17 protein-coding genes and 1 pseudogene are annotated in these 20713 nt (G+C 76.1%); 10 read left to right on the top strand and 8 right to left on the bottom strand.

All coding sequences use genetic code 11. From position 1 onward, the window contains the following. Window positions 1–330 precede the first annotated feature (330 nt). Window positions 331–1044: a lysophospholipid acyltransferase family protein gene (locus ACF053_RS23490; protein ID WP_391955734.1), complete on the bottom strand. Its 714-nt coding sequence runs from the start codon at window positions 1042–1044 to the stop codon at window positions 331–333. Between the two features lie 259 nt (window positions 1045–1303). Between ACF053_RS23490 and ACF053_RS23485 the strand changes: the two are divergent. The 6 genes and pseudogenes from ACF053_RS23485 to ACF053_RS23460 all read left to right on the top strand — a co-directional run. After that, window positions 1304–1657, top strand: a pseudogene (locus ACF053_RS23485) (TlpA family protein disulfide reductase); the annotation flags it as partial. 471 nt (window positions 1658–2128) lie between these two features. Next, the gene (locus tag ACF053_RS23480; protein WP_391955733.1) at window positions 2129–2695 is read left to right on the top strand and encodes a flavin reductase family protein; all 567 of its coding nucleotides are present in this window, start codon (window positions 2129–2131) and stop codon (window positions 2693–2695) included. 188 nt (window positions 2696–2883) lie between these two features. Further along, window positions 2884–3678, top strand: coding sequence for an electron transfer flavoprotein subunit beta/FixA family protein (locus ACF053_RS23475; RefSeq protein ID WP_058940376.1), 795 nt, complete (start codon window positions 2884–2886; stop codon window positions 3676–3678). 60 nt (window positions 3679–3738) lie between these two features. Then, entirely contained in the window at window positions 3739–4713 is a 975-nt protein-coding gene (locus tag ACF053_RS23470) for an electron transfer flavoprotein subunit alpha/FixB family protein (RefSeq protein WP_391955732.1), read from the top strand. 171 nt (window positions 4714–4884) lie between these two features. Next, window positions 4885–6186, top strand: coding sequence for a DUF6986 family protein (locus ACF053_RS23465; protein ID WP_391955731.1), 1302 nt, complete (start codon window positions 4885–4887; stop codon window positions 6184–6186). Between the two features lie 87 nt (window positions 6187–6273). Further along, window positions 6274–8331: a serine/threonine-protein kinase gene (locus tag ACF053_RS23460; protein WP_391955730.1), complete on the top strand. Its 2058-nt coding sequence runs from the start codon at window positions 6274–6276 to the stop codon at window positions 8329–8331. Window positions 8332–8489: 158 nt separating this feature from the next. Here the strand turns inward: ACF053_RS23460 and ACF053_RS23455 are convergent, their stop codons facing one another. Further along, complete coding sequence (locus tag ACF053_RS23455; protein WP_391955729.1) at window positions 8490–9518, bottom strand: LacI family DNA-binding transcriptional regulator; 1029 nt, start codon at window positions 9516–9518, stop codon at window positions 8490–8492. Window positions 9519–9713: 195 nt separating this feature from the next. Between ACF053_RS23455 and ACF053_RS23450 the strand changes: the two genes are divergently transcribed. Beyond that, window positions 9714–10796 (top strand): ROK family protein, encoded by a 1083-nt coding sequence (locus ACF053_RS23450; protein ID WP_391955728.1) that lies wholly within the window; start codon window positions 9714–9716, stop codon window positions 10794–10796. A gap of 200 nt (window positions 10797–10996) precedes the next feature. Here the strand turns inward: ACF053_RS23450 and ACF053_RS23445 are convergent, their stop codons facing one another. After that, a complete protein-coding gene (locus tag ACF053_RS23445; RefSeq protein ID WP_391955727.1) occupies window positions 10997–11467 on the bottom strand; it encodes a protein-tyrosine phosphatase family protein in 471 nt (156 codons plus the stop codon). A gap of 301 nt (window positions 11468–11768) precedes the next feature. Here ACF053_RS23445 and ACF053_RS23440 point away from each other — a divergent pair, with 301 nt between their 5' ends. Both ACF053_RS23440 and ACF053_RS23435 read left to right on the top strand, forming a co-directional pair. Then, window positions 11769–12785: a DUF3048 domain-containing protein gene (locus ACF053_RS23440; RefSeq protein ID WP_391955726.1), complete on the top strand. Its 1017-nt coding sequence runs from the start codon at window positions 11769–11771 to the stop codon at window positions 12783–12785. A gap of 207 nt (window positions 12786–12992) precedes the next feature. Next, window positions 12993–14033: an NUDIX domain-containing protein gene (locus ACF053_RS23435; protein ID WP_391955725.1), complete on the top strand. Its 1041-nt coding sequence runs from the start codon at window positions 12993–12995 to the stop codon at window positions 14031–14033. 504 nt (window positions 14034–14537) lie between these two features. Here the strand turns inward: ACF053_RS23435 and ACF053_RS23430 are convergent. Next, window positions 14538–15926 (bottom strand): dipeptidase, encoded by a 1389-nt coding sequence (locus ACF053_RS23430; RefSeq protein ID WP_391955724.1) that lies wholly within the window; start codon window positions 15924–15926, stop codon window positions 14538–14540. A 107-nt stretch (window positions 15927–16033) separates the two neighbouring features. Between ACF053_RS23430 and ACF053_RS23425 the strand changes: the two genes are divergently transcribed. Further along, a complete protein-coding gene (locus ACF053_RS23425; protein ID WP_391955723.1) occupies window positions 16034–17332 on the top strand; it encodes a geranylgeranyl reductase family protein in 1299 nt (432 codons plus the stop codon). A 113-nt stretch (window positions 17333–17445) separates the two neighbouring features. Here ACF053_RS23425 and ACF053_RS23420 read toward each other — a convergent pair whose 3' ends face one another. The 4 genes from ACF053_RS23420 to ACF053_RS23405 all read right to left on the bottom strand — a co-directional run bounded on the left by ACF053_RS23420 (window position 17446) and on the right by ACF053_RS23405 (window position 20704). Further along, window positions 17446–18189, bottom strand: a complete 744-nt coding sequence (locus ACF053_RS23420; RefSeq protein ID WP_391955722.1) for a VOC family protein — start codon at window positions 18187–18189, stop codon at window positions 17446–17448. 10 nt (window positions 18190–18199) lie between these two features. Then, the gene (locus ACF053_RS23415) at window positions 18200–18532 is read right to left on the bottom strand and encodes a DUF6332 family protein (RefSeq protein WP_391955721.1); all 333 of its coding nucleotides are present in this window, start codon (window positions 18530–18532) and stop codon (window positions 18200–18202) included. A gap of 120 nt (window positions 18533–18652) precedes the next feature. Next, window positions 18653–19405: a maleylpyruvate isomerase family mycothiol-dependent enzyme gene (locus ACF053_RS23410; RefSeq protein ID WP_391955720.1), complete on the bottom strand. Its 753-nt coding sequence runs from the start codon at window positions 19403–19405 to the stop codon at window positions 18653–18655. A gap of 54 nt (window positions 19406–19459) precedes the next feature. After that, window positions 19460–20704, bottom strand: a complete 1245-nt coding sequence (locus tag ACF053_RS23405; RefSeq protein WP_391955719.1) for an MFS transporter — start codon at window positions 20702–20704, stop codon at window positions 19460–19462. Window positions 20705–20713 lie beyond the last annotated feature (9 nt).

Below are 20713 nucleotides of genomic sequence, written 5' to 3'. Positions count from 1 at the left end.
CGGACAGACAAACTCGCCATTGCCTACCAGGCCGCACTCCACCTCGCAGGCATCCTCATCTGGACCCGACGCTGACCAAAGAGACAGAACCTAGGGCCTTGTGGATCAGGCCGGATCAGGGAGCGGCGTCCGGTGCTGTGGATCGCAGGGCGGAGGAGGGAGCCACCGCGGAGCGTTGGCGACCGACGACACCCCGGCGAGGCGCGGTGCCGGACGCCGCGAACCCGGCGAGAACCGGAGGACAGGCCCTGCGGCCGTTCCCACCCGGCACGACGAGAGCGGCCGGCCCGGACGTCGAAAGGACGTCCCGGCCGGCCGCTCTCCGCCGTCCTAGCGCAGTTCCGCAGGGGAGGGCGCCGTGCCGCCGAGGTGTGCCGGGATCCACCAGGTGTCCTCCGCGTCCCGGGGCCGCACGGGGTAGGCGCGCTGCGCCGCCTCCAGCAGCTCCTGCACCCGCTCGCGCAGCCGCCGCGTGAGGGCGCCGGCGTACTGGTCGGGCGCCGCCTCCAGCGGTGCGCCCACGCGGATGGTCACCGGGATGTGGCTGCGCTTGAAGTTGCGCGGGCGTCCCTTGGTCCACATCCGCTGCGTCCCCCACAGCGCCATGGGGATCAACGGCACGCCGGCCTCCTGCGCCAACCGCACCGCACCCGACTTGAAGCCCTTCAGCGTGAACGACTGGGAGATGGTCGCCTCCGGGAACACGCCCACGATCTCGCCGGAGCGCAGCGAGTCGAGCGCGTGCCGGTAGGCCGCCTCGCCCTGCTCGCGGTCGACCGGGATGTGCTTCATGCCCCGCATCAGCGGCCCGGAGATCTTGTGGCGGAACACCGAGTCCTTGGCCATGAACCGGACCAGGCGCTTCTGGGGGAGCGCGGCGAGGCCGGTGAAGATGAAGTCGAGGTAGCTGATGTGGTTGCTCACCAGCACCGCGCCGCCGGAGCGGGGGATGTTCTCCGAACCCTGCACGTCGATCTTGAGGTCGAGCGCCTTGAACATCGTGAGCGCGGCGCCGATGACCGGCCGATAGACGAGTTCTGCCATCTGGAGAACACCCTTCTCTTCATCTACGTCCGGGGAGGGTTCTCCCGGCGGAAGTTACGCAGCCGTAGGTTTTCGGCCCGGGGCCGATGCTGCCCCATGAGCAGCGCGCAGGCCAGCCCGGACGGGCGTCAAGGACCGTAAACCCGGCGAGATACTCGTCACGTCCCCGCCGCGCGGGCCGACAGCGGGAATCCGCCCGGCCGCGCGGGTGCTGTACGGAGCCGTACGGGGGCGGAACGGTACGACGGAGGCGGGCACGGTGGCGGTAGGGGACGACGCGCGGGACCACGGCGGGCGGACGCCCGACGGGCGGGCCCTGGACGCCGGGGAGTTGGGCGCCCCGCTGGGGGAGCGGGCGACGCTCGTACAGTTCTCGACCGCCTTCTGCCAGCCCTGCCGGGCGACCCGGCGGGTCCTCGCCGACGTCGCCGGCATGGTCCCGGGAGTCGCCCACGTCGAGGTGGACGCCGAGCGGAACCTCGACCTCGTCCGCGAGCTCCTCATCACCGCCACCCCCACCGTGCTGGTCCTGGACGCCGCCGGCCGCGTCGTGCGCCGGGGCGCCGGGCAGCCGCGGCGGGCCGACGTGATCGCGGCCCTCGGCCGCGCCCTCGACGTACCCACCGACACGCCGGCCGAACCCGCCGGGGCCCCGATCCGTCCTTCCGATACCCCGGCCGGCTCCTCCGATGCCTCCGCCGGCACCAGCGCCGCCCCCGACGCCGCCCAGGCCGGTGCCGGTGCCGCCCCCGCCGGGCCGACCACCCGCGTCACCGGTCCCGCCGCCCAGGCCGGCGCCCGCGCCGACCCCGCCACCGGTCCCGCCGTCCCCGACGCCGCCCCGGCGGACTCCCACGCCGGTCCCGCCGACCCCGCTGACCGGCCGTGATGCGCGTCCCATTGCCTCGCGCGGCCTTGACGGCGGCGGCCGCCGCTCGACAGGGTGGCGCCGTGGCGTACGAACTCCTTCTCCACGGCCGCGTCCACCTCGACCTGGCCCGCAACGCGAGCGCGCTCTGTCCCGGTGTCTGAGCGACGACAGACCACCGCCCGGCACGCACGCCCCCCGCAGAAGGACAACTCCATGACCGCCACCCCCGCTCCCGCCGTCACCCCCGCACGCACCGCGCCCTCCGCCCGCGCCGCCGCGCCTGACGGCGCCGCCGGTCCGGAGCTGCTGCGCTCGGCCTTCCGTCGGCACGCCGCGGGCGTCGCGGTGGTCACGGCCCCGGGCGGCGCGGCGCACGGCGGCGGCCCCGTCGGATTCACCGCCAGCTCCCTGACCTCCGTCTCCGCCGATCCGCCGCTGCTGTCGTTCGGCATCGGCACCGGATCGTCGAGCTGGCCCGCCGTCCGCGCGGCCACCCACGTCGGCGTGCACCTGCTCGGTGAGCAGCAGCACGAGCTGGCCGCCACGTTCGCGCGCAGCGGCGCCGACCGCTTCGCGGCGCCGACCCGCTGGCGGACCGGACCCGAGGGCGTCCCGGTGCTGGACGGCGTCCTGGCGTGGCTGGTGTGCCGGATCGTGGGCCGCGTCCCGGCGGGGGACCACCGCATCGTCGTCGCGGAGGTCGTCACGGGCGACCCGGCGGCCCGCGCGGGCCGTCCGCTGCTGTACCACCACGGGCGCTTCAACGCTCTGCGGGACTGAGAAATCCCGGTTACTCAGCGTTGGCAAGGTCACAGTGCAAAGCGCTTGCTCAGGGGGAAGGCTCCCGGTGTACTGACGAGTAATATTTCCTTGCGGGGCGGCCGCCCCGAGCGGAAACCGCCCCATCAGGCGCCTATGCTGCGTGCAACAAGGCAGCCCAGTAATGACGATGCAGTAGGAGAGCCGGCGTGAGCTTGAGGATCGTTGTCTGTGTGAAGTACGTGCCCGACGCCACCGGCGACCGGCACTTCGCCGATGACCTGACCGTCGACCGCGACGACGTCGACGGCCTGCTCTCGGAACTGGACGAGTACGCGGTCGAGCAGGCCCTGCAGATCGCCGACGAGGCCGACGACGCGGAGGTCACCGTCCTCACCGTCGGCCCCGAGGACGCCAAGGACGCCCTGCGCAAGGCGCTGTCGATGGGCGCCGACAAGGCCGTCCACGTCGAGGACGACGACCTGCACGGCACCGACGTCATGGGCACCTCGCTGGTGCTCGCGAAGGCCATCGAGAAGACCGGCTACGACCTGGTCGTCTGCGGCATGGCCTCCACCGACGGCACCATGGGCGTCCTGCCGGCCCTGCTCGCCGAGCGCCTGGGCGTCCCGCAGGTCACCCTGCTCTCCGAGGTCTCCGTCGAGGGTGGCGCGGGCGGAACGGTCAAGGGCCGCCGCGACGGCGACGCCGCGACCGAGCAGCTGGAGGCGTCCCTCCCGGCCGTCGTGTCCGTGACCGACCAGTCGGGCGAGGCGCGCTACCCGTCCTTCAAGGGCATCATGGCCGCCAAGAAGAAGCCGGTGGAGTCCCTGGACCTGGGCGACCTGGACATCGACGCCGACGAGGTCGGCCTCGAAGGCGCCTGGACGAAGGTCGACTCCGCGACGGAGCGCCCGGCCCGCACGGCCGGCACGATCGTCAAGGACGAGGGCGAGGGCGGCAAGCAGCTGGCCGAGTTCCTCGCGGGCCAGAAGTTCATCTAGGGCTCGCGCAGAGCCAACTGACCGCCCCCTCAGACTTCGCATTCGCAGGAGAGCAATCCCATGGCTGAAGTTCTCGTCTACGTCGACCACGTGGACGGCTCCGTCCGCAAGCCCACCCTGGAGCTGCTGACGCTCGCGCGCCGCATCGGCGAGCCCGTCGCCGTCGCCCTCGGCGCCGGCGCCGAGGCCACCGCCGCCACGCTCGCCGAGCACGGCGCGACCCGCGTCCTCACGGCCGACGCCGCCGAGTTCGCCGACTACCTCGTCGTCCCGAAGGTGGACGCCCTCCAGGCCGCGTACGAGTCGGTGTCCGCCGCGGGCTCCCCGGCCGCCGTGCTCGTCCCGTCCTCCGCCGAGGGCAAGGAGGTCGCGGCGCGCCTCGCGGTCCGCATCGGCTCCGGCCTGATCACCGACGCCATCGACCTGGAGGCCGGTGACGAGGGCCCGGTCGCGACGCAGTCCGTGTTCGCGGCCGCGTTCACCACCAAGTCCCGCGTCAGCAAGGGCACCCCGGTCATCACGGTCAAGCCGAACTCGGCCCCCGTCGAGGCCGCCCCCGCCGCGGGCGCCGTGGAGGCCCTCTCGGTCTCCTTCTCCGAGAAGGCCACCGGCACCAAGGTCGTCTCCCGCACCCCGCGCGAGTCGACCGGCCGCCCCGAGCTGACCGAGGCCGCGATCGTGGTCTCCGGCGGCCGCGGCGTGAACGGCGCCGAGAACTTCGCCCTCATCGAGGGCCTGGCCGACTCCCTCGGCGCGGCCGTCGGCGCCTCCCGCGCCGCCGTCGACGCCGGCTGGTACCCGCACACCAGCCAGGTCGGCCAGACCGGCAAGTCGGTCTCGCCGCAGCTGTACGTCGCCACCGGCATCTCCGGCGCCATCCAGCACCGCGCCGGCATGCAGACCTCGAAGACCATCGTGGCCATCAACAAGGACCCCGAGGCCCCGATCTTCGACCTGGTCGACTACGGCGTGGTCGGCGACCTCTTCGAGGTCGTCCCGCAGCTGACCGAGGAGATCAAGGCCCGCAAGGGCTGAGCTGCCACGTCTTCACGGCCCGGGGCCGCGCGGTGTCCACCGCGCGGCCCCGCGCCGTTCCGGGAGACCATTGACGCAGCTCAGCCGCCCCGGATAACTTCACCATACGGATTGTTGATTCCGGGAAGCGGAAATCGCTCCGCAATCGCTCACGGTGGAGGGTCACGGGTCATGGGTCAGCAGGAGCAGGTGGCGACAAGTCTCGCCAGCGCGGTCAGCGAGGGCGTGAGTGCCTCCCTCGCCTCGGTGGACGCGGAGCTCGCCCGCCGCTACCCCGGCGACCCCGGCACCCGCCAGCCGGTCCACACCGTCTACGTCCCCGGCGAGGCCCACACCGCCGACACCCTCCGCTCCTGGGGCGACCGGGCGCTCGCCGCGCTCGACGAGCACGCCCCCGACGCCGCCTCGCTCGCCGCCGTCCTCGGCCTGCCCGACGAGCTGGCCGGGCCCGTCCACGACCGCGTACGCGCCAAGCTGGAGCGCGAGCCCGTCGAGGACCTCCGCATCGACTTCGAGGACGGCTACGGCGGCCACACCGACGCCGACGAGGACCGCGACGCCGCCCGCGCCGCCCGGCTGGTCGCCGAGGCGTACGAGAACGGCACGGCCGCGCCCTACATGGGCATCCGCATGAAGTGCATGGAGGCGGCCGTACGCGACCGGGGCATCCGCACCCTCGACGTCTTCCTCACCGGCCTCATGGACGCCGGCGGCCTGCCCGACGGTCTCGTCCTCACCCTCCCGAAGGTGACGTACCCCGAGCAGGTGGCGGCGATGGTGCGGTTGCTGGAGGAGTTCGAGAAGGCCCGCGGCCTGCGGCCCGGCCGCATCGGCTTCGAGATCCAGATCGAGACCAGCCAGGCGATCCTCGGCGCCGACGGCACCGCCACCGTCGCCCGCATGATCGACGCCGCCGGCGGTCGCGCCACCGGCCTGCACTACGGCACCTTCGACTACAGCGCCTGCCTCGGCGTCTCCGCCGCCCACCAGGCCAGCGACCACCCCGCCGCCGACCACGCCAAGGCGGTCATGCAGGTCGCCGCCGCCGGCACCGGCGTCCGCGTCTCCGACGGCTCCACCAACGTCCTGCCCGTGGGCAGCACCGAGAACGTCCACAACGCCTGGCGGCTGCACTACGGCCTCACCCGCCGCGCGCTGGCCCGCGCCTACTACCAGGGCTGGGACATGCACCCCGGCCACCTGCCCACCCGGTACGCCGCCGTCTTCGCCTTCTACCGCGAGGGGTACGAGCAGGCCGCCGCGCGCCTCGCCGCCTACGCCGGCCAGGCGGGCGGCGACGTCATGGACGAACCCGCCACCGCCAAGGCGCTCAGCTCGTACCTGCTGCGCGGCGTCGACTGCGGCGCCCTCGACGCCGCCGAGGTCGCCCGCCTCACCGGGCTCTCCCGCGCGGACCTGGACCGCTTCGCCGCCCCGCGGCGCGGCGACCTCACGGCGACCGCCCCGCAGTGACCCGACGGTGACGGTCCCGCGCCGGGGCCGTCACCCCCGCCCCGTAGCCTGTACGCGTCCAGCACGCGACGAGGAACGGGGCAGCGGTTGTCTTCGGGGGAACACCAACTGATCGCCGGCCGGTACAGGCCGGTGCGGCAGCTCGGGCGGGGCGGCATGGGCGTCGTCTGGCGCGCCGTCGACGAGGTGCTGGGCCGCGAGGTGGCCGTCAAGGAGCTCCGCACGTACACGGACTCGTCCGGCCCCGAACTGGCCGAACTGCGCGTGCGCATGCAGCGCGAGGCCCGCGCCGCCGCGCGCGTCCGCCACCCCGGGGTCATCGCCGTCCACGACATCGCCGACCACGAGGGCCGCCCGGTCATCGTCATGGAACTGGTCGACGGGCCCTCGCTCGCCGACGTGCTCGCCGAGCGCGGCACCTTGGACCCCCGGGAGGCCGCCCGCTTCGGCGCGGAGGTCTCGCAGGCCCTCGCCGCCGCCCACCGGGTCGGCGTCCTGCACCGCGACGTCAAGCCCGGCAACGTCCTGCTGGACCGCACGGGCCGGGTCGTCCTCACCGACTTCGGCATCGCCGCCATGGAGGACCCCGACGACGGTGCCGCCACGCACCTCACGCGCAGCGGCGAGCTGGTCGGCTCCCTCGACTACCTGGCGCCCGAGCGCGCCCAGGGCCAGGAGCCCGGCCCGGCCTCCGACGTCTGGGCGCTCGGGGCGACCCTCTACGCGGCGGTGGAGGGCGCCTCGCCCTTCCGCCGCACCTCGACGTGGTCGACGCTCACCGCCATCGTCGCCGAACCGCTGCCGGAGCCGCACGGCGCCGGCCCCCTCGCTCCGGTGCTGCGGCAGCTGATGGCGAAGGACCCGGCCCACCGCCCGGACGCCGCCACGGCCGCCCGCCTCCTCGCCGGGGTGGCGGACGGTGCGGACGGGCCCGGTGCGTACGTACCGACGGAACACACGGCGCTGCCCCCGCGGGGCTTCGGCCCGCCGCCGCAGGCACCGCAGGCACCGCAGGGCGAGCAGGGCCCTCACGGGTGGCCGGGCCACGCCGCGTCACAGGGTCCACCCGGGGCGCACGGGGCGCACGGGGCGCAGGGGCGTCCCGTGGCACAGGACAACGCCGAGAACGCTGCCGGGACCGGCCCCGGTGGCGGCTTCGGGGCCCCTGCGTCCGGTCACCCGGGAGCCGGTCACCCGACGGCCGGGCCGGGTGCGGCAGGCGCCCAGCCGGCGCCCGGCGCGGGAGCGGTACCCGGGGCGGACCGCCCCGGCTTCGGGGCGGCCCACGCCGGTGGGTTCGGCGGGCCCGTCCCCCTCCCCGGACACGCCCCGGCCCCGTCCGGCGCGGACGGGACGAGCGGCGCCGGCGCCTCCGACGGCGGCCGCGCGGCCACGCGCGCGGCGCGTTCCCGCTCCCGCTCCGGACGGTCGCGCGCCGTGGTCGCGGCGGCGGTGGCCGCCGTCGTCCTGGCGGGCGGCGGCGTGACGTACGTCCTGACGGGCCGCGAGGAGGCGCCCCAGGGCGGCCAGGCCCTCACCGGCGGGCAGGTCACCGCCGAGCCGGTCCCCTCGGTCGACGACGACGGCATGCCGCTGGCCCCGGCCGCCGACGCGTCCCCCTCCACGAGCACCGCGCCGCGCACCGACCCGCGCCTGACCCCGTCGCGGGGCGGGTCGCCCTCCCCGTCAGCGGCGGCGGCCGCACCCGGCCCCGGCGGCGGGTCCACAACGGGCGGCGCCGACGGCGGGGCGACCGGCGGGACCACCGCGGGCGGGTCCACGGGCGGATCGGCCGGCGGCACGACCGGCGGGTCCGCCGCGGGAGGTGGCTCCGGCACCACCGGCGGGGGCGGCGCCCAGGCGCCGGCCTGCCACCCCATCGGCGGCGGCAAGTACAACTGCACGGTGTGGCGCACCGCCACCTCCCACCGGGGCGACGGCAGCCAGGCCGGCGTCCTCAACGCCGGCACCAACTACTTCTACTGCCAGTCCGACCTGGGCCGCCGGGAGACGCACGGCGAGTGGACCAACGTCTGGTGGGCGAAGACCGACGACGACAGCGGCAACACCGGTGTCTGGGTCAGCGACGTGTACATCCGGGGCGGCGACAACGACGCCCCGCTGCCCGGCCTGCCGCACTGCTGACCACCCGCCCGCCCGGCGCCCACCCGTCCTGCGTGCCTGCCCGGTGTCCACCCATCAGGTGTCCGCCCACCCGGTGTCCGCCGGCCCGGCGGGCGCCCGGCCCGGTTCGACGGACTCCTCCCGTCGGGTGCGGCGGACCGCGGTCGGGCGCGGCGGGCTCAGGCGGGCGGGACCTCACCCGAGCCGCGCGCGATCAGTGTCGTCGGCAGCTCGACCCGCGCGGGCGCCTCGGGCAGCCCTTCGAGGCGGCGGAACAGCCGTTCCGCCGCCGTGCGGCCCAGCGCGGCGGCGTCCTGGGCGACGACCGTGATCCCCAGCAGGTCGGCCAGCTCGATGTCGTCGAAGCCCACCAGGGCGACCGGCCGGGTACGTCCGGACAGCTCCCGCACGGCGGTCACCGTCACGCGGTTGTTGCCCGCGAAGAGGGCCGTGACCGGCTGGGGGCCGTCCACCATCGCGGCGACCGCCTCGCGGACGCGCGCGGGATCGGTGGAGCCGAGCGACACCCACGCGTCGTCGACCGGCAGCCCCGCGTCCTCCATCGCCGCGCGGTAACCGCGCAACCGCTCCACGGCGGTGTGGATCCGCGGCTGGTCGCCGATGAACCCGATGCGCCGGTGGCCGTGGGCGACGAGGTGCGCCACACCTCCGCGGGCGCCGCCGAAACTGTCCGTGAGCACCGCGTCGGCCTCGATCCGCCCCGCCGGCCGGTCCACGAAGACGGTGGCGACGCCCGCCCTCATCTCCGGCTCCAGGTAGCGGTGGTCGTCGCCGGCCGGGATCACGATGAGGCCGTCCACGCGGCGCGCGCACAGCGCCAGCGCCAGCTCCCGCTCCCGGTCCGGGTTCTCGGCGCTCGACCCGTTGATGAGCAGGGCGCCGTGGGCCCGGGCAACCTCCTCCACGGCCCGGCTCAGCGGCCCGTAGAAGGGGTCGGCGAGGTCCTCCAGCACCAGGCCGACCGAGGCCGTGCGACCCTTGCGCAGCACCCGCGCGCTGTCGTTGCGGCGGAACCCGAGCGCCTCGATGGCCTCCTGTACGCGGCGCTCGGTGTCGGCGGTGACGCCCGGCTCGCCGTTCACCACCCGTGACACCGTCTTGAGCCCGACGCCCGCCCGGGAGGCGACGTCCTTCATGGTGGGCCGGTTGCCGTAGCGGTGGTCGGGGCGGCGGGTGGTCTCGGCCACGGTGCGCGGTTCCTCTCCGGTCGGTGGCGGGTCGGGGTCGGGGCGGTTCGGTGCCGGTCGGTCGTCGGGTCGGGGTCCGGTGTGCGAGGGTGTGGCGTCGAGCATAGGCCCTGGACAACGTTGTCATTCCCCGTGAGACTGACAGGGCGGCAGACGGGCCGCCGGTCCGGGACGTCACGGGGGAGAGCGACAGCCATGCACGTGGAACCGCGGCACCATGCCCCGACGGGACACTCGTCCGGATCTCCGGCGGAGTCCGCGGCCGAGCCCCCGCACCGATCCCCGGCCGCGTCTCCGAACGGATCCCCGGCCGGGCCCCCCGCCGACCCGCCGGGCGACCTCGTCGCCGCCCTGGACATCGGCGGTACGAAGATCGCGGGAGCCCTGGTCGACGGCGGAGGCCGGATCCTCGTCCGGGCGCGCCGCCCCACCCCCGCCCACGAGGACGGCGAGACCGTGATGGCGGCCGTCGCCGAGGTCCTGGCCGAACTGGCCGGCTCGCCGCTGTGGGCGAGGGCCCGCGCCGTCGGCATCGGCAGCGCCGGCCCGGTGGACGCGTCGGCGGGCACCGTCAGTCCGGTCAACGTGCCCGGCTGGCGCGGGTACCCGCTGGTCGAGCGGGTCCGTGCGGCCGGCGGCGGCCTCCCGGTCGAGCTGGTCGGCGACGGCGTCGCCATGACGGCCGCCGAGCACTGGCAGGGCGCCGCCCGTGGTCACGACGACGCCCTGTGCCTCGTCGTCTCGACCGGCGTGGGTGGTGGCCTCGTCCTCGGCGGACGCCTGCACCCCGGCCCGACCGGCAACGCCGGTCACATCGGCCACATCAGCGTCGACCTGGACGGGGACCCCTGCCCGTGCGGGGGACGCGGCTGCGTCGAGCGCATCGCCAGCGGACCGAACATCGCGCGCCGCGCCCTCGCGCTCGGCTGGCGCCCCGGGCCGGACGGCGACGCCACGGCGACCGGTGTCGCCGCCGCCGCACGCGCGGGCGACCCGGTGGCCCGGGCCTCCTACGAGCGGGCCGGGCGGGCCCTGGCGGCGGGGATCGCGGCGACGGCGGCGCTGGCGGAGGTGCGCATCGCGGTGGTCGGCGGGGGAGTGGCGGGCGCGGGAGACGTGCTGTTCGCGCCGCTGCGGCGGGCGCTGCGGGAGTACGCGACGCTGTCGTTCGTCCGGGACCTCGCGGTCGTTCCCGCCTCGACCGGCACGGACGCGGGGCTGCTGGGCGCGGCGGCGGCCGCGTTCGGCACCCGGCCACGGGTCACGACCCCGCGCTGAGCGGCGCGGGTCCGGCCGGCACGCCGGTGCCGAGCGGCGCCGGGCGGACCGCGCCCGGCGCCGAACGGTGCCGGCCCGGGCGGCGAGGCGCCGTGCGCCCGGGTCGCGCGGGCCGTGCTGCGTGCCGCGAGCGGTGCGGGCCCGGGGCCGCGCCGGCCAGGGGCACAGCGCCCGGTGGCGCGGCTCCGCGGGCCGCCCGCTCACGCGCCGGGGAAGCGCCGCACGTACCGCTTCTGCCACGGGGTCTCCACCGCGCGCGGGTGGTACCACCGCCGTACGAACTCCACGGCCCGCTCCGGCGGGACGCCGTCCAGGACGGCCAGGCAGGCCAGTGCCGTACCGGTCCTCCCGCGGCCCCCGCCGCAGGCCACCTCCACGCGCTCGGTCTCCGCGCGCGCCCACGCCTCGGCGAGCACGTCACGCGCCTCCGCCCGGTCGGCGGGCAAGCGGAAGTCGGGCCACCGCAGCCACCGGGTCTCCCACGGCGTCTCCGGCGGCCGCTCGCCGAGGAGGTACACGCCGTACCGGGGCGCCGGCCCGTCGGGCAGCGGCCGCCGCAGCGCCCGCCCGCGCACCAGCCGCCCGGAGGGGAGCCGCAGCACACCGGGCCCACCGTCCTCCCACGCCCCGTCGACCCCGTCGGCGCCGCTCACGCCGTTCGATCCGTCCATACCCCTCGCCCCCTCATCCGCCGGACGACCCCGCGCCCGCCCGGGCCGCCGTGACCGCCGCATCCGTCGCGAAACCGCCGCACCCACAGCGACCGCCGCATCCGCCGCGCGACCGCCGGGCCCGCCGTACCGTCGCGACGGTACCGCGTCCCCCGCCCCGGTCGTCCGGCAACGGCAGGACGCGCCCGCCCCAGCCATCCCGCCCGCCCTGCCGGTCCCCACCGTCCCGGACACCCCTGCCGTCGCTGTCGCCCCGTCTTCCTCTCTGTGCTGCACTGGAGGGAGGCAGGGAGTCGGACCGTTGGACACGTCGCGCGCGCGAGGACCGTTCGGCGTCGCCATCGCCGCGGTGGCGGCCGTCGCGGTCGCCCTCGCCCTGGTGCTCGCCGGCTGCGGCACCGCCGACCGGAACGACCCGGCGCCCACGACGACCCCACCCGCGCCGACCTCGTCGGTGCCGTCCGCCCCCGCCGTGTCGCCGTTCACCGGTCTTCCCGGACGGACCGGGCCCGTCCTCGCCGTGAAGATCGACAACGTGGGCGCCGCCCGCCCCCACACCGGGCTCGGCGCCGCCGACCTCGTCTACGTCGAGCAGGTGGAGGCCGGACTCACCCGGCTCCTCGCGGTGTACGCGTCGCAACAGCCGCCCAGGATCGGGCCGGTGCGCAGCGCGCGCGAGTCGGACGTGGAGCTGCTGCGCCAGTTCGGGCGCCCGGCGCTCGCGTACTCCGGGGTCCGCAGCGCCCTGAAGGGGTTTCTCCGGGAGGCGCCGTTGTACCCGCTGCCTCCCGAGCGGGCCCCCGCCGCGTACACGCGCGCCCCGGACCGCCCGGCGCCGCACAACCTCTACGTCGACGCCGAACGGGCCCTCGCCGCCGCCCCGTCGGCCGGTACCGCGCGGGACATCGGCTTCCGCTTCGGCCCCGCACCGGCCGGCGGGCGCCCCGTGGACCGGCACGCCGTCCGCTTCCCCGCCGCCCGGTACGCCTTCGACTGGTCCGCCGCCGAGAAGCGCTGGCTGGTCTCCATGGACGGTGCCCCCGCCCGGACGACGGACGACGGGCGCGTCGGGGCGAAGACCGTCGTCGTCCAGTACGTCGGCATCCGCCCCTCGACGTTCCGGGACCGCGGCGGGAACGTCACCCCCTACACCGAGACCGTCGGCTCCGGCTCCGCGCTGGTCCTGCGCGACGGCAAGGGGTACGACGCCCGCTGGAGCCGCCCGTCCGCCACCGGCGGCACGACCTTCACGACGCCCGCCGGCGACCCGCTCGCCTTCGCGCCCGGCCCCGTCTGGATCGTGTTGGCCGCCCGCTGACAGGACCGCCGCCCGGCCCCGCGCGATCCGGTCGGGACACCACCGGATCCGGCCAACTCGGCGGCGTTCGCGGGACGCGCCGGTGTACGTCCCCGCCGGGAAGGCCCGCGGCCCCCGGACCGTTACGGCCACGCGCCCGGCGGCCGCGGGTTTCCGTGGCAGGGTGTTGCGGGCAAGCCACTGGGGGCCAACGGAAGAGGGGGAACCGTGATCGTCTGGATCAACGGTGCGTTCGGCGCCGGCAAGACCAGTGCCGCGCGCGCACTGGTCGACCTGATACCGAACAGCACCTTGTACGACCCGGAGCTGATCGGCGGGGCGCTGCCGCTGCTGCTCCCGCCCGACCGGCTCGCCACCGTCGGGGACCACCAGGACCTGGCCATCTGGCGCCGCCTGGTCGTGGACGCCGCGGCGGCGCTGTACGCCGAGGTCGGCGGCGTCCTCGTCGTACCGATGACCGTGCTGCGGCAGGAGTACCGCGACGAGATCTTCGGCGGCCTGGCGGCCCGCCGGATCCCCGTCCACCACGTCGTGCTGACCCAAGACGAAACGATCCTGCGCGGGCGGATCGAGGGGCGCGCCGACCGTCCCGACGATCCGGACGCGGACCGACGGGTCCGCAAGTGGTGCCACGAGCACGTCGCGGCGTTCAGTGCCGCGCTCGACGGGTGGCTGGGGGCCGACGCGTACGCCGTCGACGACGGTGCGCTGACCCCCGAGGCCACGGCGAAGGTCATCGCGGACGCCGTCCGCACCGGTGCGGCGGGGGCGTGCGGCATCGTGCAGACGCCGGAGCCGACGGGTGAGACGCTCGCGGCGGGGGTGCTGCTCTTCGACGACGCCGACCGCGTCCTGCTCGTGGACCCCACGTACAAGCCGGGGTGGGAGTTCCCCGGCGGCGTCGTCGAACGGGGGGAGGCGCCGGCGCGCGCGGCGATGCGGGAGGTCGCCGAGGAGACCGGCCTGGAGCTCGCCGCCGTCCCGAGGCTCCTCGTCGTCGACTGGGAGCCGCCCCGGCCACCCGGCTACGGCGGGCTCAGGCTCCTCTTCGACGGCGGTCGGCTCAGCGGCGCCCAGACCGACCGCGTCCTGCTGCCCGGCGCGGAACTGCGCGGCTGGCGCTTCGCCAGTGAGAAGGAGGCCGCCGACATGCTGCCCCCGGTCCGCTACGAACGCCTGCGCTGGGCCCTGCGCGCCCGCGAACAGGGCACGGTCCTCAACCTGGAGGCCGGCGTCCCCGTCGGCTGACCCCCGGCCGTACCCCCGGCGGCCTGGCCCGCCCGGTCCGTGCCCGTCGGCCGCCCCCGGCCGGACCCCGCGGCCGGCGCACCGCAGGAGATCCGCCCGCCGGTCCCGACGTCACGCCGACGTACGCCGGGCCGGGAACCGTGCCGCCGGACCGTCCCGCACCACGCCGGGCGGGCGGTTCCGCACCGGCGCCGACCCCGTACACCGGGCGCCGCCGAGCCGTACGGGGGCCGGTACGGCTCCGTGCGGCGGGCCGTCCGGGGGCGGGCCGCCGCGCCGGGTCGAGCTTCCTCCGGCCGGGGCGGCGCGGACCTGCGGGGGAGTCAGGGGTCCCGGGTGCGGAAGGGCCGGCGGGACCGGCAGGAGCGCCGGTCACGGTGGGCGGGGCGAGGGCGCGCGGGCGACGGGCGAAGGGGCGGATTCGGTGCCGGGTCATGGCTCCGACGCCACGGGGGCGGCCCGCCCGGACCGCCCCGCCACGCACTCCGTGAGTTCCGCCGGAACTCAACCCCGCTTCGAGGCGGCGTAGTTGACGAGGAACAGCGCCTCCGCCACGGACATCCGCTCCAGTTCCTCCGGCGACACGCTCTCGTTCACCGCGTGGATCTGCGCCTCCGGCTCGCTCAAGCCGATCAGCAGGATCTCCGCCTCCGGGTACAGCCCGCCCAGCGTGTTGCACAGCGGGATCGAGCCGCCCATGCCCGCCGCCTGCATCTCCTCGCCCGGGTAGGCCGCCGCCAGGGCGTCGGCCATCGACGTGTACGCCGGGCTCGCGACGTCCGCCTGGAACGGCTGGCCCTGACCGATCTGCTCCACGCTCACCCGCGCCCCCCACGGGGTGTGCGCCCGCAGGTGCGCCGTGAGCAGCTTCGTCGCCTCGGTGGCGTCCTGACCGGGCGGCACCCGCAGGCTGATCTGGGCGCGGGCGGTGGCCTGGACGGACGGGGTGGCCCCGACGACCGGCGGGCAGTCGATGCCGATCACCGTGACCGCCGGGCGCGCCCAGAGCCGGTCGGCGATGCTGCCGGAACCGATCAGCTCCACGCCCTCCAGTACCTTCGCGTCCCGCCGGAAGTCCTCCTCCGCGTACTCCAGCCCCTGCCACTCGGCGTCGGCGGCGAGCCCGTCGACGGTCGTCGAGCCGTCCTCGGCCCGCAGCGAGTCCAGGACGCGGATCAGCGCGGCCAGGGCGTCCGGCGCGGCGCCGCCGAACTGGCCCGAGTGCAGGTTGCCCCCGAGGGTGTCCACCCGGATCCGCAGCATGGTCATCCCGCGCAGGGACGCGGTGACCGTGGGCATGCCGACGCGGAAGTTGCCGGTGTCGCCGATCACGATCGCGTCGGCGGCCAGCAGCTCGGGGTGGGCCTCGGCGTACCGCTCCAGACCGCCCGTGCCCTGCTCCTCCGAGCCCTCGACGACGACCTTGACGCCGACGGGCACGCCGCCGTTCGCCTTCAGGGCGCGCAGCGCGAGCAGGTGCATGATGAACCCGCCCTTGCAGTCCGCCGCGCCCCGCCCGTACCAGCGGCCGTCGCGCTCGGTCAGCTCGAAGGGCGGCGTGTCCCAGCCGGCCGGGTCCAGCGGCGGCTGCACGTCGTAGTGCGCGTACAGCAGCACGGTCGGCGCGCCGGCGGGACCGGGCAGGTACCCGTACACGGACTGGCTGCCGTCCGGGGTGTCCAGGAGGGCGACGTCGGTGAAGCCCTCGGCGCGCAGCGCGTCCGCCACCCAGGCGGCGGCTGCCTCGCACTCGCTCGGGGGGAACTGCGCGGGATCCGCCACGGACTGGAACGCCACCAGCTCGGAGAGCTCCGCCTTGGCGCGGGGCATCAGCGAGGCGACGGTGGCGGCGATCGGCTCGACGATCGGCTGGGCGATCGGCTGGGCGGTCATGGCACGCTCCTGTGGGTGCGACAGCGGTACGTCGGGCGTCGCGGCGGTGTGTGCGGCGAACGCGCGTCCGATCCTCGCACAGGAGGGTCGGGGCGATGCCCCGTAGGATGCGGACGAGAGCTTGGATCACGGGTCGGGACCGGGAGCGTAAGCACATCGTGAGCAGCGAGAACGTGTGGGATGTCGTCGTGGTCGGCGCAGGGCCGGCCGGAGCGTCCGCGGCCTATGCCGCGGCAGTCGCGGGCCGTCGCGTGCTGCTCCTGGAGAAGGCGGAACTGCCCCGTTACAAGACGTGCGGCGGCGGCATCATCGGCCCGTCGCGCGACGCCCTGCCGCCCGGCTTCGAACTGCCCCTGCGGGACCGCGTGCACGCCGTCACCTTCTCGCTGGACGGCCGCTTCGCCCGTACCCGCCGCTCGAAGCGGATGCTGTTCGGCCTCGTCGACCGGTCCGAGTTCGACGCGCGGCTGGTGGAGCACGCGCGGGCGGCCGGCGCCGAGGTGCGCACCGGCGTCGCGGTGGCGCGGGTGGAGCAGCACGGCGCCGCGGTACCGGACCGGCGTACCGTCGCCGTCGTCCTGGCCGACGGCGGGACGGTCCTCACGCGGGCCGTGGTCGGGGCCGACGGCAGCGCCAGCCGCATAGGGGCGCACGTCGGGGTCAAGCTCGACCAGGTGGACCTGGGCCTGGAGGCGGAGATCCCCGTGCCGTCCTCCGTGGCGGAGGACTGGGCGGGGCGGGTCCTGATCGACTGGGGGCCGATGCCCGGCAGTTACGGCTGGGTCTTCCCGAAGGGCGACACCCTGACCGTCGGCGTGATCTCGGCGCGCGGCGACGGCGCCGCCACCAAGCGGTACCTGGACGACTTCGTCGCCCGGCTCGGCCTCGCCGGCTTCGATCCGGCCGTCTCGTCGGGCCATCTGACCCGCTGCCGCAGCGACGACTCCCCGCTCTCGCGCGGCCGGGTCATCGTCTGCGGCGACGCGGCCGGCCTGCTGGAGCCGTGGACCCGCGAGGGCATCTCCTTCGCGCTGCGCTCGGGACGGCTCGCGGGCGAGTGGGCGGCCCGCATCGCCGAGGCGCACGACGCGGTCGACGCGCGCAGACAGGCCCTGAACTACGCGTTCGCCATCAAAGCGGGGCTCGGCGTCGAGATGGCGGTCGGGCGCCGGATGCTCGCCGCCTTCGAGCGCCGCCCCGGACTGATGCACACGGCGGTGACCGGGCTGCGGCCCGCGTGGCGGGCGTTCACCGACATCACGCGCGGCGCGACGACGCTGGCGGGGGTGGTGCGCACCAACGCCCTGGCGCGCCGCGCCCTGGACGCGCTGGACCGCCGCCACCCTCCCTCGGGCCCGGAACGCCCGGACACCACGACGGGCACACCGGACCCGGCCGACCGGTAGGAGCCCGCCGCCGGGCACGTCCGCCGGGCACGTCCGCCGGCGCCGCGGGCCGGGGGAAGCCGCCGCCCGCACCAAGGTGCGCCGGGGGGTGACGGAGCAGGCCGGGCCACGCGTCAGGCCGGGCCGAGGACGCAGAACTCGTTGCCCTCCGGGTCGGCCAGGACCTGCCACGGGAAGCCGCCCCGGCCCGCGTCGGCGGACGTCGCCCCGAGGGCCTTGAGCCGGGCCACCTCGGCCGCCTGGGCGTCACCGTCGAAGGGGTGGGGCGCCAGGTCGAGGTGGGCGCGGTGCCGCAGGTGCCGCAGATGGGGCGTGCGGAGGAACTCGAGGCACGGGCCGACACCCTCGGCGGAGCGCAGCAGCGCATGGTCGTCGGTCACCTCGTGCACGACCCAGTCCATCGCCCCGCCCCAGAAGCGGGCCATGGCCCGGGGGTCCGCGCAGTCGACGACCACGGCGGCGATCGGCCCGGTGTCCTTGTGGGTCTCCCGGGGCCCCCGGACGCAGAAAACGTTGCCCTCCGGATCGGCCAGCACGGTCCGCTGGGCGTCGCCCCGGTCCGCGTCGGCGGGCGTCGCGCCGAGTCCCCTCAGGCGCGCGACCACCTCCGCGTGGTGGGCCGCGGAGGCGGTGGCGAGCTCCATGTGCGCGCGGCCCCGCACCGTTTCGGGGTCGGGGACGGCGATGACGTCGACGCGGACGGCGGCCGGGTCCGGCCAGGCGCAACCCACGGGCGCGACGCTGGTCGCACCGGGCCCCCCACTGGAGACGCGCCAGCCGAGCGCCTGCCCCCAGAACCGGCCCAGCGCGGAGTCGTCCCGGGCTTTGACGTTCACCTCGAAGAGTCGCAGCGCCATGCCGACGACCCTATCGCCCGGGCCGGCCGTCGCCTCCGCCACGCCGCGGAGCCGTGCCCTCCGCCGGGTACGCCGGCCCGTGCGGCCCGTCGTCCGGGCGTCCCCGCCGCGGGTACGGGTGGCCGAAGCGCCACAGCACCCGGACCGCCCGCGCCGCGAACGCCAGTCCCGCCGCCGACGAGGCGGCGACCAGCAGGCCGTGCCGCACCGCGCGTGACGGTTCGAGCAGCAGCACCGGCGAGGCGACCAGGCAGAACACCGCCGCCGCCAGCAGGGCCCCGGTGACCACTGCGTACCCGATCTCCACCGTCGCCGCGTCCCGCCGCACCTGATCCGGCGTCACCCGAATCGCCTCCGTCCCGGCCGCTGGACGCCCGTCGGTGCCTGCGGCACCCGCGTCTCCCACGTCACCGGCGCCACCTGCGTGTCCCACGTCGTAGCCGCGTCGCCGGCGGCACGGGGGTCACCACGTCACCGCCGACGTCTCGCGCCACACCCGTGCCAGGCGGTCGTCCCCGGAGAGCGCGACGGCGGGCGAGCCGGCCGGGATGCGGTTCCACAGCGTCAGGTACAGGGCCTCCGCCGGGCCGCTCAGTTCGCACTCCGCGGGCCCCTCCGCGTCACGCGTGGTGCGCGGCGCGTCGGCGGACAGGTGGACGGTCCACACGTCGCCGGTGTCCGTGGCGCGCACGCGCAGGGTCCCCGGCCGGTCCGTGCGGACCCGGCTGCGCTCCCGTCCGTGGAAGCCGCACAGGAGCTCGTCGACACCGTCGGCGGCCAGGGCGGGGCCGACCGGGGAGCGGCCGGCGACCAGGCCGAGGGCGGACTCGGCGTCGACCCGGTGCACGGTCGTCTCGTGCGCCTGGCGGCGCGCCCAGAACGCGGGCGCGGAGGGCGCGGGCAGGAACGTCCAGCACGCGAGGGCGTCCGGGGCCTCGACCAGCGCGGCGACCAGCCGCTCGTGGCCCTCCCGGTACCAGTCGAGCAGCGCGTCGCCGTCGAGGTCGGGCTCGCCGCCGCCGGGCCGGTACTCGGTGAGGCCCTCGGCGACGAACGCGGTCGCCCAGCGGTGCACCATGCCCGTGTGCCGCACGAGGTCCCGCACCCGCCAGCCCGGGCAGGTGGGCACCTCCGCGTCCCAACCCGCCGCCGCGGCGGCGTCGGCCAGCAACTGGCCCTCACGCACGAGGTACTTGATGTGCTCGGCAGTGTCCATGGCGGAATTCTGCCAGGCCGAGCCCCGCAGACCGCCCGTCTCGCGCGGGTACGGTCACCGGGGGTGGCCCGGCACCACGGCGTCGCGTACCCGGTACCCGATCACGGCCGCGCCCGCGGCGAGCACCGCCACGGTCGTCAGCGCGACCGGCAGCGAGCACCACTCCGCCAGGAAGCCGATCACGGGCGGCCCCAGCAGCATGCCGCCGTACCCGAGGGTCGACGCGGCCGCCACCCCGGCCGGGCCCGCGAGGGCGCCGGCCCTGGCCACCGCCACCGGGAAGATGTTCGCCAGGCCGAGTCCGGTGATCGCGAACCCCAGGAGCGCCGCCCACACGTCCGGTGCCAGCGCGCCCAGCAGCATGCCGGCCGAGGCCGTCGCGCCACCCGCGACGAGCGTCCTGGTCTGGCCGAGCCGTTCCAGCAGGGCCGTACCGGAGAGCCGCCCGGCCGTCATCGCCAGGGCGAACAGGGAGTACCCGGCGGCCGCGACGCCCGGGTGGGCGTGCAGGTCCTGCGACAGGTGCAGGGCGCCCCAGTCGGCGAGGGCGCCCTCGCCGTACGCCGTGCACAGAGCGATCACGCCGAAGACGGTGACCAGGCGGCGCGAACGGCGTTCCGGGAGCCGGCCGTCCGCCGCGCCGCCGGTACCGGCCGGCCCGGACAGGGACTCGGGCGGCGCGGGGGAGGGGTGGCGCAGCAGGACGGGTCCGGCGGCCGCGGTCAGGAGCAGGCCGGTGACCGTGAGCGCGAACAGGTGGGTGGCGGGGGAGAGGCCGCCCGCGACCAGGCCGCCCAGGCCGGCGCCGAGCATGCCGCCCAGGCTGAAGGCGGCGTGGAAGGACGGCATCACCGGCCGCCGCAGCGCCGCGACCAGGTTCACGGCCGCGCTGTTCATCGCGACGTTGACGGCGCCGTAGCCGGTGCCGAAGACCAGCAGGACGAGCCCGAGGGCGAGCGCGGAGTGGGTGAGCGCCGGCAGCGCGATGCTCAGCGAGAGCAGGACGGCCGAGGCGACGGTCACGGGGTGGCTGCCGAAGCGCCGGCAGAGCCGTCCGGTGAGCGTCATGGTGACGACCGCGCCGGCGGAGACGCCGAGGAGGGCCAGCCCCAGGTCGCTCGCGGAGGAACCGGTCTGCTGCTTGATCGCGGGGATGCGCACGACCCAGCCGGCGAAGAGGAAGCCGTCGAGGGCGAAGAAGAGGGTGAGTGCGGTGCGCAGTCGGGACAGGGAGGCATGGGCGGGGTCTGAGCCGAGGGCTCCGGGGGAGGCGGTCGCTAGTTTGTTTAGTTGCGGCACAAACTCAGG

The organism is Streptomyces kanasensis, assembly GCF_043077165.1.
Classification (GTDB): domain Bacteria; phylum Actinomycetota; class Actinomycetes; order Streptomycetales; family Streptomycetaceae; genus Streptomyces; species Streptomyces changanensis.
This window is presented reverse-complemented; position numbering and strand designations above follow the sequence as displayed.